The following is an 11,883-nucleotide window of genomic DNA, read 5'->3' on the forward strand; positions in this document are numbered from 1 at the left end:
TGGCGGTGTAGCTCAGCTGGCTAGAGCGTCCGGTTCATACCCGGGAGGTCGGGGGTTCGATCCCCTTCGCCGCTATAATGATCTTGTTGGACCTTTAGCTCAGCTGGTTAGAGCTCTCGGCTCATAACCGAGTGGTCGTAGGTTCAAGTCCTACAAGGTCCATTGAAATGATGGAGGATTACCCAAGTCCGGCTGAAGGGAACGGTCTTGAAAACCGTCAGGCGTGTAAAAGCGTGCGTGGGTTCGAATCCCACATCCTCCTTTATTTATTATTAACGCGGGATGGAGCAGCTCGGTAGCTCGTCGGGCTCATAACCCGAAGGTCGTAGGTTCAAATCCTGCTCCCGCAATATTAGGCTCGGTAGCTCAGTTGGTAGAGCAATGGATTGAAGCTCCATGTGTCGGCGGTTCGATTCCGTCTCGCGCCATTTTTTAATATGATACTATGCGGGTGTAGTTTAGTGGTAAAACTACAGCCTTCCAAGCTGTTGTCGCGAGTTCGATTCTCGTCACCCGCTTTGAACTTTGTTCAAGTACCAAGTTTTTAACTTGGGCGCGTAGCTCAGGTGGTTAGAGCGCACGCCTGATAAGCGTGAGGTCGGTGGTTCGAGTCCACTCGTGCCCATTAATAGGAGAATTACTCAAGAGGCTGAAGAGGACGGTTTGCTAAATCGTTAGGTCGGGTAACTGGCGCAAGGGTTCGAATCCCTTATTCTCCGTAATTAAAGAGCTTTATAGCTCTTTTTTTATTGCCTTAGTCTTATATTATTCTTTTTATAACTCTTAAACATTTGATATAATGTAAGTGAAGTCACTACAATAATTAAATAACTATAAAGGAGTTTGTTATGGAAGAAAAGGGTATTTTAGGCGTTTTGCTAGTTCTATTTATGAGTCTTTTTATGTTTGGCTGTAGTAATCATAGTTCCGAAAATTCTAATCAGGGGCTTAGTCTATCAACAACTGTTAGTCAATCAAATACTAATGAACAAACTTCCGTAGAGTCTAAGAAAAATTTTAAAGAATTTTACAAGCCAGTTTTTGATAATTACCAAAAAATACTTTCTACACCGAAGGATGTAAATGCAATCTCTGGTCTCTATAAGAGTTTACAAGGCACTGAACGCCCTATCAATAGTTGGTCTGTTGAAAATGCAGTTTTTCAATCAGATAAGATGCGTTATACCTATGCGGATCTTAATCAAGATGGTGTAGAGGAATTATTAGTAGGCGTTGAGCAATCTAATGGTGATTATTTTATTTCGGGTCTTTATTATCTTGTAAATGAGAAACCGGTTCTTTTAGCAGAAGGTTTTTTAGCCGGCCATGGTGGTGCCAGAAATTCTATGAATATCTATAAGGGTGGCGATATCCTGGAATTAAGTTGGTCCTCTGGAACAGGAGAAGGTAGAGGAGTACTCTATCATCTGAATTTAAACCAGCAAGCTGCAAGTAAACTACAAGAACAGGATATTCGAGTTCCTGGGAATAAAAGTTTGCACTCTGACTTTGGTAAGACAGAAGCCGAATTAATGAACTTCAAGCAACTAGATTGGAAGAAATTTGAAAGCTCTACTAGCAGCAAGACTATTTCGAGTGAAGAACAAAAAGCTCCTTGGAATGCTAGCAAGTCTGCTAAATTAGAAGCCTTCATAAAAGGGTGGGGAGAAAGACTAGGACAACCCAATTACCAAAAGGGAATCTCAGGAGGAGATGTGGGGGCTGACCACCTCTATACACTTAGGGATGATGGACCAAGTGAGAAAATGAATGCTGAGTATACGGATACAGGTCTAGGAAATGCTCAGTACCGAATTGTAGAGCGTTATAGCAATTGGGATAAGTACCCGGATGTGCATAGTTACTTTTTTGCGATAACTAACACAGGAGAAACGATTGTTTTTCATTCACCAACGACAAATGGTGGAATCATGTACTTAAAACCGACAGAAAATACAGAGATCCAAGCAGAGTTTAAACGTTTGGTAGAAGAAGAATAATCAATCATAATGGAGAGTTTGGCCTTAGCCAAACTCTTTTTCTTATATATGATTTCAAGTCAAAATTGTTGACAGATGTAATTTCTAGCATTACAATATTATATTAATGATTACACTCTTATAAAAAGTGAGATAAGGATCTTAGCTTTTAAGGAGATGGTGAGGAAGAATATGATTGAATACAAACATGTAGCCTTGCGCTACACGGATAAGGACATTTTAAAAGATGTCAATCTCCGCATTGAAAATGGAGAATTCATGGTGCTAGTGGGTCCTTCAGGATCTGGAAAGACCACCATGATCAAGATGGTGAACCGTCTCTTGGAGCCGACTGATGGCAATATCTATATGGACGGAAAACGGATCAAGGACTATGATGAACGGGAATTACGTCTTTCTACCGGCTATGTCCTTCAAGCCATTGCTCTTTTTCCAAATTTAACGGTTGCTGAAAATATTGCACTGATTCCTGAGATGAAGGGCTGGAGTAAGGAACAAATAGCCACTAAAACAGAAGAACTCTTGGACAAGGTGGGTCTGCCTGCTGCAGAGTATGCAGAGCGCATGCCTAGTGAGTTATCAGGTGGGGAGCAACAACGGATTGGGATTGTGCGGGCCATCATTGCGGAGCCAAAAATCTTACTGATGGATGAGCCTTTCTCTGCTCTCGATGCCATTTCTCGCAAGCAGTTGCAGGCTCTGACAAAAAAATTGCACAAAGAGTTTGGTATGACCACTATCTTCGTGACTCATGATACGGACGAGGCCTTAAAATTAGGCGATCGAATTGCTGTTTTACAGGATGGGGAGATTTGCCAGGTCGCTGACCCTGAAACAATTTTACAAGCACCTGCGACAGACTTTGTAGCAAACTTGTTTGGAGGTGTCCTTCATGTCTAATTTCATTTCAATCTTTCAGGAGCGATTTAGTGAATGGGTAACAGCTCTGGGTCAACACCTACAATTATCTCTTTTGACCTTATTGGTCGCTATTTTTCTGACCATCCCACTTGCGGTTTATCTAAATGGTCACAAAAAAGTAGCGACCTGGGTGCTACAAGTTGCAGGTATCTTCCAGACCATTCCTTCAATGGCTTTGTTGGGGCTCTTTATTCCTTTCATGGGGATTGGAACCTTACCAGCACTCACAGCCCTTGTCATTTACGCTATTTTCCCGATTTTAGAAAATACAATCACAGCCCTGAATGGCATTGTTCCTAGTCTTGAGGAGGCAGGGATTGCTTTTGGGATGACCAAGTGGGAGCGACTCAAGAAGTTTGAAATTCCACTTGCCATGCCTGTCATTGTATCGGGGGTTCGAACAGCGACCGTTATGATCATTGGGACAGCGACTCTAGCAGCTCTTGTGGGAGCTGGTGGATTGGGCTCCTTTATCCTTTTGGGAATTGATCGTCGGAATGCTAGTCTCATTTTAATCGGAGCAATCTCATCAGCCATCTTGGCCATTCTCTTTAATGTCATTCTCAAATACTTGGAAAAGGCAAAATTGCGTACGATTGTTTCGACCTTTGCTGTCATGGTCCTTGGTTTGGGAGTTAGTTATGTTCCAAGCATCATTCCACATAATGAGAAAGACAATCTCGTCATTGCTGGGAAGTTAGGACCTGAACCTGAGATTCTCATGAATATGTATAAACTTCTCATCGAGGAAAATACGGATATGACGGTGACGGTTAAACCCAATTTTGGGAAGACAGACTTTCTTTACCAAGCGCTGAAAAAAGGGGACATTGATATCTATCCAGAATTTTCTGGGACAGTGACAGAGAGTCTCCTCCAATCATCTCCACAAATTGGGCATGACCCGGAAAAGGTTTACGAGGTGGCTCGTGATGGTATTGCCAAACAGGATCAACTAGCCTTTCTTAAACCCATGGCTTATCAAAATACTTATGCTATAGCAGTTCCTAAAAAAATTGCGCAAGAATATGGGCTTAAGACGATTTCAGACTTGAAAAAAGTAGAAGGACAGCTCAAGGCGGGATTCACTCTGGAGTTTAATGACCGTGAGGATGGAAACAAGGGTTTGCAGTCTGTTTATGGATTGAATCTCAATGTGGCAACCATGGAGCCAGCTCTTCGCTACCAAGCCATCCAGTCAGGGGACATTCAAATTACAGATGCTTACTCAACAGATGCTGAAATTGCTCGCTATGATTTAGTGGTTTTGGAGGATGATAAACAACTCTTCCCTCCATACCAAGGCGCTCCACTCATGAAAGCTGAATTACTCGAAAAACATCCTGAGTTGGAAGCAGTACTCAATAAACTAGCTGGTAAAATCACCGAGAGCCAGATGAGTCAGATGAACTATCAGGTTGGTGTGGAAGGCCAATCAGCTGAAGAAGTGGCGCGTGATTTTCTAGTCCAGGAAGGATTGCTGAAGAAGTAAACTCTAGTTAGCTTTAGCTACGAACTTGTTCAAATAAGTTAGAATGATAAACCCATCTTGCTTTTGTGCAGGATGGGTTTTTGTGTAAGTTTAAGTCAAGAAATAAATACAATTAGCTAATCTAATAGAATTAAAAGTGTAAGAACTAGAGTAGTTTTTTTTCAGTCTTCATTTCCATGACGTCTAAGTAAAATCTCACTACTTGGTCTTCTTTATAAGATTTCCCCTTTTTCAGCCACCAGGTCAATGTCTCGATAAAGTTAATTACTACAAAATGCTTGAGGTAGGAAGCGGGAATGTTAGGATAGGAAACTTGCAAGTCCTCTGCTACCATAGGATAAACATGGTGTTCCAGTTCTTTCTGTAATTGACGGAGGAAGTAGTCATTTTTTGAGAAAAGAAGACTGGTCACGTGGTCTTGATTTTTCTTAAAATGCAAAAAAATATGTGTCAAATATGCTTCGATGCTAATATTTTCCTCGCGTTCAAAAAGGTGGTGAAAGAGATAGAGGCAAAGCTGGTCTAGGAGTAATTCTTTACTTTCATAATGGCTATAAAAGGTGGAACGACCAACATCTGCTAGGTCTATTATCTCCTGAACGGTGATTGTTTCAAAGTTTTTTTGATTTAGTAATTGCAAAAAAGCAGCATAGATGGCTTTTCGAGTCTTGGTAATGCGACGATCTTGAGTACTCATATGAACAATTTGAACAAACTGTTCAGTAACGTACATAGCGAACAGTTAGCCCCTATCCTTTCTTTTTGGAATGAGATATAATACTAGTAAAGATAATAATTATACTACTACTATTATACCAAAGGAGAATAAAAAAATGACAACAAATCGTGCTGTTTGGCTGGCTTTTTTCTTAAATCTAAGCTTTGCCATTGTTGAATTTATCGCAGGTGGAGTATTTGGTTCGAGTGCTGTTCTTGCTGACTCTGTTCATGACTTGGGAGATGCAATCGCAATTGGGCTATCAGCCTTTCTAGAAACAATCTCCAATCGTGAAGAGGATAGTCATTACACTTTGGGCTACAAACGATTTAGCCTCCTAGGAGCTTTGATAACGGCTGTGATTCTTATGACAGGATCTGTACTTGTCATTTTGGAAAATATCACAAAAATGTTTCATCCACAACCTGTTAATGATAAGGGCATCCTCTGGCTTGGAATCATTGCGGTTACTATAAATGTGTTAGCAAGTTTAGTGGTTCGTAAAGGAAAAACAAAGAATGAATCTATTCTTAGCCTGCATTTTCTAGAAGATACTCTGGGCTGGCTGGCTGTTATCCTGATGGCAATTATTCTCCGATTTACAGACTGGTATATTTTGGATCCGCTCTTATCTCTTGTCATTTCTTTCTTTATTCTATCAAAAGCCATTCCACGTTTTTGGTCTACTCTCAAGATTTTCTTGGATGCTGTGCCAGAAGGAGTAGATATCAAGCAAGTCAAGAGTCGCTTAGAGCAATTGGACTATGTTGCTAGTGTCAATCAGCTCAATCTCTGGACTATGGATGGTTTGGAGAAAAATGCCATTATCCATGTTTGTCTCGAGCATGTCAAGCATATGGAAGTTTGTAAAGAATCCATTCGAGACATACTCAAAGATTGTGGTTTTCAAAATATTACCATTGAAGTGGATGCAGACTTAGCAAGCCACCAGGTCCATAAGCGTAATATGGCAGAGCTAGAAGCAAACCATGATCTCGATCATCATTGATGAGGCGTAGTATAAGTGAGCGAAAGCTTCATAAAAAGTGTATACTTGAAATAAGTTAGATACAGAGAGGTAAATGTTTATGAAATCAGCAGTCTATAAAAAAGCAGGTCAGGTTGGTATTGAAGAGGTTAAACGTCCAAGCATTCAAGAAGCGGATGATGTGATTATCCGTGTGGTTCGTGCTTGCGTATGTGGTTCAGACCTATGGAGTTACCGAAATCCAGATATTAAAGCGGGACATAAAAATAGTGGACACGAAGCGATCGGAATCGTTGAAGAAACTGGAGAAGCTATTACAACGGTCAAGCCCGGTGATTTTGTGATTGTGCCATTTACTCATGGTTGTGGGGAGTGTGATGCCTGTCGTGCTGGATTTGATGGTTCCTGTGACAATCATATCGGAAATAACCTAGGAGGGAATTTCCAAGCTGAATATCTCCGCTTCCACTATGCCAATTGGGCACTTGTTAAAATCCCTGGACAACCGTCCGATTATACAGAAGGGATGCTTAAATCCCTCTTGACTCTGGCTGATGTCATGCCGACTGGCTATCATGCAGCGCGTGTGGCTAATGTTCAAAAAGGCGACAAGGTTGTCGTTATTGGGGATGGGGCTGTTGGCCAATGTGCTGTCATCGCAGCTAAGATGCGTGGAGCTTCACAAATTATCCTTATGAGTCGTCACGAAGATCGACAACAAATGGCCTTGGAGTCAGGAGCGACAACTGTTGTAGCTGAGCGAGGAGAAGAAGGAATTGCCAAGGTGCGTGAAATTCTTGGCGGTGGAGCAGATGCAGCACTTGAGTGTGTTGGTACTGAGGCGGCTGTTGAGCAAGCACTGGGTGTCCTTTATAATGGCGGTCGCATGGGATTTGTAGGAGTTCCACATTATAAGAATCGTGCTCTTGGTTCAACATTTATGCAAAATATATCTGTTGCAGGTGGAGCGGCTTCTGCAACAACATACGATAAGCAATTCTTGCTCAAAGCTGTTCTTGATGGTGATATCAATCCAGGTCGTGTCTTTACCACAAGTTATAAATTGGAAGATATCGACCAAGCTTACAAGGCTATGGATGAACGCAAGACTATTAAGTCTATGATTGTGATGGATTAATACTCTTCGAAAATCTCTTCAAACCACGTCAGCTCTATCTGCAACCTCAAAACAGTGTTTTGAGCTGACTTCGTCAGTCTTATCCACAACCTCAAAGCAGTGCTTTGAGCAACCTGCGGCTAGCTTCCTAGTTTGCTCTTTGGTTTTCATTGAGTATAAAAAGAAAAACCTAATAGGATTTGAGAATCTCTATTAGGTTTTTTTATGTTCAAGTGTTGTGCTTAATGCAAGGTGCTTTCTCTTAACGTCAATTTGGTTCCAAGCATGGTGAGGCTTGGAATTTTACGCCCATGAAGAACTTCTCTGTTTAAAATATCCATTCCTGTACGTCCCATTTCTTCGGTGTAGACTGAGATACTGGAAAGGGGTGGGAACACTTGCTTGGTTAGAATAGTATCATTAAAGGAAATAATACTGACGCGCTCTGGTATGCTGATGCCGGCTTCTTGAAGGGCGCGAAGGGCACCGATTGCTAAACTATCACTAGCTGCAAAAAAGGCTTGTGGAAGTTTATCTCCTAATTTTTCGATAGCCTCTTTCATCAAGTCGTATCCAGATTGGGCAGTAAATAGTCCTTGGAAAATGAATTTCTCGTTATAAATTCCTTTTTCTTGTGTATAGGATTTAAAGTAACCTAAGCGTTTGTCTGCGATGACTTCTTCTTGGTCAGTAGTCGTTTCAAGACCGGATAAGATACCAATCTTCTTAATCCCGTGGTCTGTAAAGTAATCGACTACCTGTCTAACAGCATTATTAAAATCTGTAATGACACAGGTGTGTCCCAAGGCTATGGTGTCACTATCTAGAAAAACTAGAGGTTTTTGATATTCTTCAAATGATGCAATCTGTGCTTGGCTAAATTTTCCAATACAAAGAATTCCAATGACTTCTTCGCTAAGCGTAAAAGGTTGATCATTGAAATAGCGTAAGATTTCGTAATCTAATTCTTGTGCCCTATTTTCGATTCCTAGTCGAATCTGGTAGTAGTAGAGGTCTTCCAACTCACCTTGTTCGCTGACCCACTGGATAATGGCAATCTTTTGTTTCAGTTTGTGACTTTCGCCTGTTTTGAGATGTTTGGTATAACCTAGTTCTTCGGCGACAGTTAAAATACGATGTCGGGTTTCTTCTGTGACAGATAGACTCTGATCGCGATTGAGGACACGGGATACAGTTGCGATTGAGACAGAGGCTAACTGAGCAATATCTTTGAGTGTAGCCATAATTCCCCTCCTTTTTAGGTTATTATATCATATTTTTCTATCTTTTTACTCATAGTTTAGTAAAATATCGGTAAAAATGTTGACCAAAGCAAAACCCTTGGGTACAATAGAAGAAAACGATTACAAGGTAAACTTTTTTACCTAACAAATTGTCAAAGGAGAATTCATATGACACAACATCTTACTGCTGATGCACTTCGCAAGGACTTTCTTGCTGTTTTTGGTCAAGAAGCAGATCAAACCTTCTTCTCACCAGGCCGTATCAACTTGATTGGGGAACATACTGACTACAACGGTGGGCATGTTTTCCCAGCGGCTATTTCATTAGGAACTTACGGAGCTGCACGCAAGCGTGATGACCAAGTTTTGCGTTTCTACTCAGCAAACTTTGAGGACAAAGGCATTATCGAAGTTCCTCTGGCTGACCTTAAGTTTGAGAAAGAGCACAACTGGACCAACTATCCAAAAGGTGTCCTTCATTTCTTGCAAGAAGCTGGACATGTGATTGATAAAGGATTTGATTTCTATGTCTATGGGAATATCCCAAATGGTGCTGGTTTGTCATCTTCAGCTTCTTTGGAGCTATTGACAGGTGTCGTGGCAGAATACCTCTTTGACCTAAAATTGGATCGTCTAGATTTAGTAAAAATCGGGAAATTGACAGAGAACAACTTTATTGGGGTTAACTCTGGTATCATGGACCAATTTGCTATCGGTATGGGGGCAGACCAACGTGCTATTTATCTGGATACAAATAGTTTAGAATATGACTTGGTCCCCCTTGATTTGAAGGACAATGTTGTTGTTATCATGAACACTAACAAACGCCGTGAACTTGCGGATTCTAAGTACAATGAACGTCGTGCTGAATGTGAAAAAGCAGTAGAAGAACTCCAAGTGGCCTTAAATATTCAAACCTTGGGTGAATTGGATGAATGGGCTTTTGATGAATATAGCTACCTCATCAAAGACGAAAATCGCTTGAAACGTGCGCGCCATGCCGTTCTTGAGAATCAACGTACCCTTAAAGCACAAGCGGCTCTTCAAGCAGGAGATTTAGACAAGTTTGGTCGTTTGATGAATGCATCTCATGTTTCACTGGAGCATGACTACGAAGTAACTGGCTTGGAATTAGATACCCTTGTTCATACAGCTTGGGCTCAAGAAGGTGTTCTCGGTGCTCGTATGACAGGAGCAGGTTTTGGTGGTTGTGCAATTGCCTTGGTTCAAAAGGATGCTGTTGAGTCCTTTAAAGAAGCTGTAGGCAAGCACTACGAAGAAATCGTTGGTTACGCTCCAAGTTTCTATATCGCTGAAGTGGCAGGTGGAACTCGCATTCTTGAATAGTCAGAAGGAGGTTTTCTAGTGACCTTAGTAGAAAATTTTGTGACCAAAGTCATTGCAGAAAGTAGCTTTGAAGAGTTGGATCGGATCTATCTGACTAATCGCGTCTTGGCACTGGTAGGAGATGGAGTTCTTGAAGTTGAGACTGACCAGGATAACTTGATTGACCTCAAAGATCAGCTTATCGATGAAGCCGTTCGATTGGAAACGATTGAAGATAGTCAGGCTGCGCGTGAGATTCTCGGTGCTGACCTCATGGACTTGGTAACGCCTTGTCCAAGTCAGGTTAATCGTGACTTTTGGGATACCTATGCCCAGTCACCAGAGCAGGCAATTGCAGATTTCTACCAACTCAGTCAGAAGAATGACTACATCAAACTGAACGCTATCGCAAAGAATATTGCTTATCGTGTACCATCTGACTACGGTGAACTTGAGATTACCATCAATCTCTCTAAGCCTGAAAAGGATCCAAAAGAGATAGCGGCAGCTAAGTTGGTCAAGTCGAGCAACTATCCTCAATGTCAGCTCTGTATGGAGAATGAAGGCTACCATGGTCGTGTCAATCATCCAGCTAGAAGCAATCACCGGATTATTCGTTTTGATATTTCTGGGCAGGAGTGGGGCTTCCAGTATTCGCCTTACGCTTACTTTAATGAGCACTGTATTTTCCTAGATAGAAAGCATCGTCCTATGGCCATTAGTCGCCAAAGTTTTGAACGTTTGTTAGCAATTGTGGAGCAATTCCCAGGCTACTTTGCTGGCTCAAATGCTGATTTGCCAATCGTGGGTGGCTCCATCCTGACCCATGATCATTATCAAGGTGGTCGTCATGTTTTCCCAATGGAAGTGGCTCCTTTACAGAAAAGCTTTACCTTTGAAGGTTTTGAAACTATCAAAGCAGGGATTGTCCAGTGGCCTATGTCTGTCATTCGACTAACTTCGGATTCTAAAGAGGATTTGACGGAACTAGCGGATAAAATCTTGCTAGCTTGGCGTCAGTATTCTGATCCAAGTGTTCAGGTCTTGGCGGAAAGCAATGGAACACCGCACCATACCATTACACCGATAGCCCGTAAACGAGATGGGCAGTTCGAGTTGGATTTGGTCTTGCGGGACAATCAAACATCTCCCGAGCATCCAGATGGTATCTATCATCCCCACAAGGATGTCCAACATATCAAGAAGGAAAATATCGGCTTGATAGAGGTCATGGGCTTGGCAATTTTGCCACCACGCTTGAAGGAAGAAGTGGAGCAAGTAGCAGCTTATCTAGTCGGAGAGGATGTTTCAGTAGCAGATTATCACCAAGAATGGGCAGATGAGTTGAAAGAATCCCATCCTGGATTGACTGACAAAGACCAAGCACTTGAAATCGTTCAAGAGTCTGTTGGAAAAATCTTTGCTCGAGTTTTGGAAGATGCAGGAGTTTACAAGCAAACAGAAGAAGGACAAGCTGCCTTTATGCGCTTTGTGGAGCAGGTTGGTATTTTGCCCGAATAAGTGCTTCTCTCTTGCGTAGAGTCTTGAAAAGTAGTATCATAGTGTCGTTTGAAATATCAGGAGGAACGTATGAAAGATTTTCACTTTGACGCTATATCTGCCTTTGAAAACTACGAAATTGAAAAAATGAGAGACGGTCACGTGGTGGTGACGACAAAAGTAGTGGACTCTTCACTCAACTACTATGGAAATGCCCATGGAGGTTATCTATTTACCCTTTGTGACCAAATCAGTGGTCTTGTTGTGATTTCACTTGGATTAGACGGGGTGACTCTCCAGTCTTCCATCAACTATCTGAAAGCTGGAAGTCTAGGGGATGTTCTCACTATCAAAGGAGAATGTGTCCATCAAGGACGCACCACTTGTGTCGTCGATGTTGATATCATCAACCAAGATGGCCGAAATGTCTGCAAGGCAACCTTCACCATGTTTGTCACAGGACAACGGTCTGAAGATAGACAGGTGAGGATATAAAAGAAAAAATGAGTAGGAAAAATTATCCTACTCATTTTAAATTGTTAAAGAAGTTCCAGAGAAATATATAAGAGCAGTGAAA

The 11,883-nt window shown here is 41.7% G+C and carries 10 protein-coding genes and 8 tRNA genes; 16 read left to right on the forward strand and 2 right to left on the reverse strand.

Features of this window, described 5'->3' with window-relative positions:
• Position 1: 1 nt before the first annotated feature.
• From NML75_RS04435 to NML75_RS04485, 11 genes are all read left to right on the forward strand, one after another.
• A tRNA-Met gene (locus NML75_RS04435) sits at positions 2-75 on the forward strand.
• 13 nt (positions 76-88) lie between these two features.
• Positions 89-162, forward strand: a tRNA-Ile gene (locus NML75_RS04440).
• 10 nt (positions 163-172) lie between these two features.
• A tRNA-Ser gene (locus NML75_RS04445) sits at positions 173-262 on the forward strand.
• 14 nt (positions 263-276) lie between these two features.
• Positions 277-350: transfer RNA gene (locus NML75_RS04450), tRNA-Met, on the forward strand.
• 5 nt (positions 351-355) lie between these two features.
• Positions 356-428, forward strand: a tRNA-Phe gene (locus NML75_RS04455).
• Between the two features lie 19 nt (positions 429-447).
• A tRNA-Gly gene (locus tag NML75_RS04460) sits at positions 448-518 on the forward strand.
• A 33-nt stretch (positions 519-551) separates the two neighbouring features.
• Positions 552-625: transfer RNA gene (locus tag NML75_RS04465), tRNA-Ile, on the forward strand.
• Between the two features lie 6 nt (positions 626-631).
• Positions 632-719: transfer RNA gene (locus NML75_RS04470), tRNA-Ser, on the forward strand.
• A gap of 129 nt (positions 720-848) precedes the next feature.
• Positions 849-2,000: a DUF4767 domain-containing protein gene (locus NML75_RS04475; RefSeq protein ID WP_254804155.1), complete on the forward strand. Its 1,152-nt coding sequence runs from the start codon at positions 849-851 to the stop codon at positions 1,998-2,000.
• Positions 2,001-2,171: 171 nt separating this feature from the next.
• Complete coding sequence (locus tag NML75_RS04480; RefSeq protein ID WP_004251518.1) at positions 2,172-2,900, forward strand: ABC transporter ATP-binding protein; 729 nt, start codon at positions 2,172-2,174, stop codon at positions 2,898-2,900.
• Entirely contained in the window at positions 2,893-4,413 is a 1,521-nt protein-coding gene (locus tag NML75_RS04485) for an ABC transporter permease/substrate-binding protein (protein WP_254804156.1), read from the forward strand. Before NML75_RS04480 ends, NML75_RS04485 begins: the two co-directional genes overlap by 8 nt.
• A 145-nt stretch (positions 4,414-4,558) precedes the next feature.
• On the opposite strand, the gene NML75_RS04490 is transcribed toward NML75_RS04485, so the two are convergent.
• Complete coding sequence (locus NML75_RS04490; RefSeq protein WP_004251513.1) at positions 4,559-5,110, reverse strand: TetR/AcrR family transcriptional regulator; 552 nt, start codon at positions 5,108-5,110, stop codon at positions 4,559-4,561.
• Positions 5,111-5,246: 136 nt separating this feature from the next.
• Here NML75_RS04490 and NML75_RS04495 point away from each other — a divergent pair, with 136 nt between their 5' ends.
• Together NML75_RS04495 and NML75_RS04500 are read left to right on the forward strand one after the other, a co-directional pair.
• The gene (locus tag NML75_RS04495; RefSeq protein WP_225750049.1) at positions 5,247-6,140 is read left to right on the forward strand and encodes a cation diffusion facilitator family transporter; all 894 of its coding nucleotides are present in this window, start codon (positions 5,247-5,249) and stop codon (positions 6,138-6,140) included.
• Between the two features lie 79 nt (positions 6,141-6,219).
• Positions 6,220-7,257 (forward strand): zinc-binding dehydrogenase, encoded by a 1,038-nt coding sequence (locus NML75_RS04500; protein WP_254804157.1) that lies wholly within the window; start codon positions 6,220-6,222, stop codon positions 7,255-7,257.
• 221 nt (positions 7,258-7,478) lie between these two features.
• On the opposite strand, the gene NML75_RS04505 is transcribed toward NML75_RS04500, so the two are convergent.
• Positions 7,479-8,480, reverse strand: a complete 1,002-nt coding sequence (locus tag NML75_RS04505) for a LacI family DNA-binding transcriptional regulator (protein ID WP_254804158.1) — start codon at positions 8,478-8,480, stop codon at positions 7,479-7,481.
• Between the two features lie 168 nt (positions 8,481-8,648).
• On the opposite strand from NML75_RS04505, the gene NML75_RS04510 reads away from it, so the two are divergent.
• The 3 genes from NML75_RS04510 to NML75_RS04520 all read left to right on the forward strand — a co-directional run bounded on the left by NML75_RS04510 (position 8,649) and on the right by NML75_RS04520 (position 11,801).
• A complete protein-coding gene (locus tag NML75_RS04510; protein ID WP_004251504.1) occupies positions 8,649-9,827 on the forward strand; it encodes a galactokinase in 1,179 nt (392 codons plus the stop codon).
• A gap of 18 nt (positions 9,828-9,845) precedes the next feature.
• A complete protein-coding gene (locus NML75_RS04515) occupies positions 9,846-11,327 on the forward strand; it encodes a UDP-glucose--hexose-1-phosphate uridylyltransferase (RefSeq protein ID WP_254804159.1) in 1,482 nt (493 codons plus the stop codon).
• Between the two features lie 69 nt (positions 11,328-11,396).
• Entirely contained in the window at positions 11,397-11,801 is a 405-nt protein-coding gene (locus tag NML75_RS04520; RefSeq protein ID WP_254804160.1) for a PaaI family thioesterase, read from the forward strand.
• Positions 11,802-11,883: the final 82 nt, after the last annotated feature.

Origin of the sequence: Streptococcus sp. CF4-3 (assembly GCF_024295385.1) — a bacterium.
Lineage (GTDB): Bacteria > Bacillota > Bacilli > Lactobacillales > Streptococcaceae > Streptococcus > Streptococcus infantis_I.

Excerpts from the sequence above, each read along its gene's own strand:
- NML75_RS04520 (WP_254804160.1), top strand. The coding sequence starts at position 11,397 with ATGAAAGATTTTCACTTTGACGCTATATCTGCCTTTGAAAACTACGAA.
- NML75_RS04490 (WP_004251513.1), bottom strand. The coding sequence starts at position 5,110 with ATGAGTACTCAAGATCGTCGCATTACCAAGACTCGAAAAGCCATCTAT.
- NML75_RS04500 (WP_254804157.1), top strand. The coding sequence starts at position 6,220 with ATGAAATCAGCAGTCTATAAAAAAGCAGGTCAGGTTGGTATTGAAGAG.
- NML75_RS04495 (WP_225750049.1), top strand. The coding sequence starts at position 5,247 with ATGACAACAAATCGTGCTGTTTGGCTGGCTTTTTTCTTAAATCTAAGC.
- NML75_RS04480 (WP_004251518.1), top strand. The coding sequence starts at position 2,172 with ATGATTGAATACAAACATGTAGCCTTGCGCTACACGGATAAGGACATT.
- NML75_RS04485 (WP_254804156.1), top strand. The coding sequence starts at position 2,893 with ATGTCTAATTTCATTTCAATCTTTCAGGAGCGATTTAGTGAATGGGTA.
- NML75_RS04475 (WP_254804155.1), top strand. The coding sequence starts at position 849 with ATGGAAGAAAAGGGTATTTTAGGCGTTTTGCTAGTTCTATTTATGAGT.
- NML75_RS04505 (WP_254804158.1), bottom strand. The coding sequence starts at position 8,480 with ATGGCTACACTCAAAGATATTGCTCAGTTAGCCTCTGTCTCAATCGCA.
- NML75_RS04510 (WP_004251504.1), top strand. The coding sequence starts at position 8,649 with ATGACACAACATCTTACTGCTGATGCACTTCGCAAGGACTTTCTTGCT.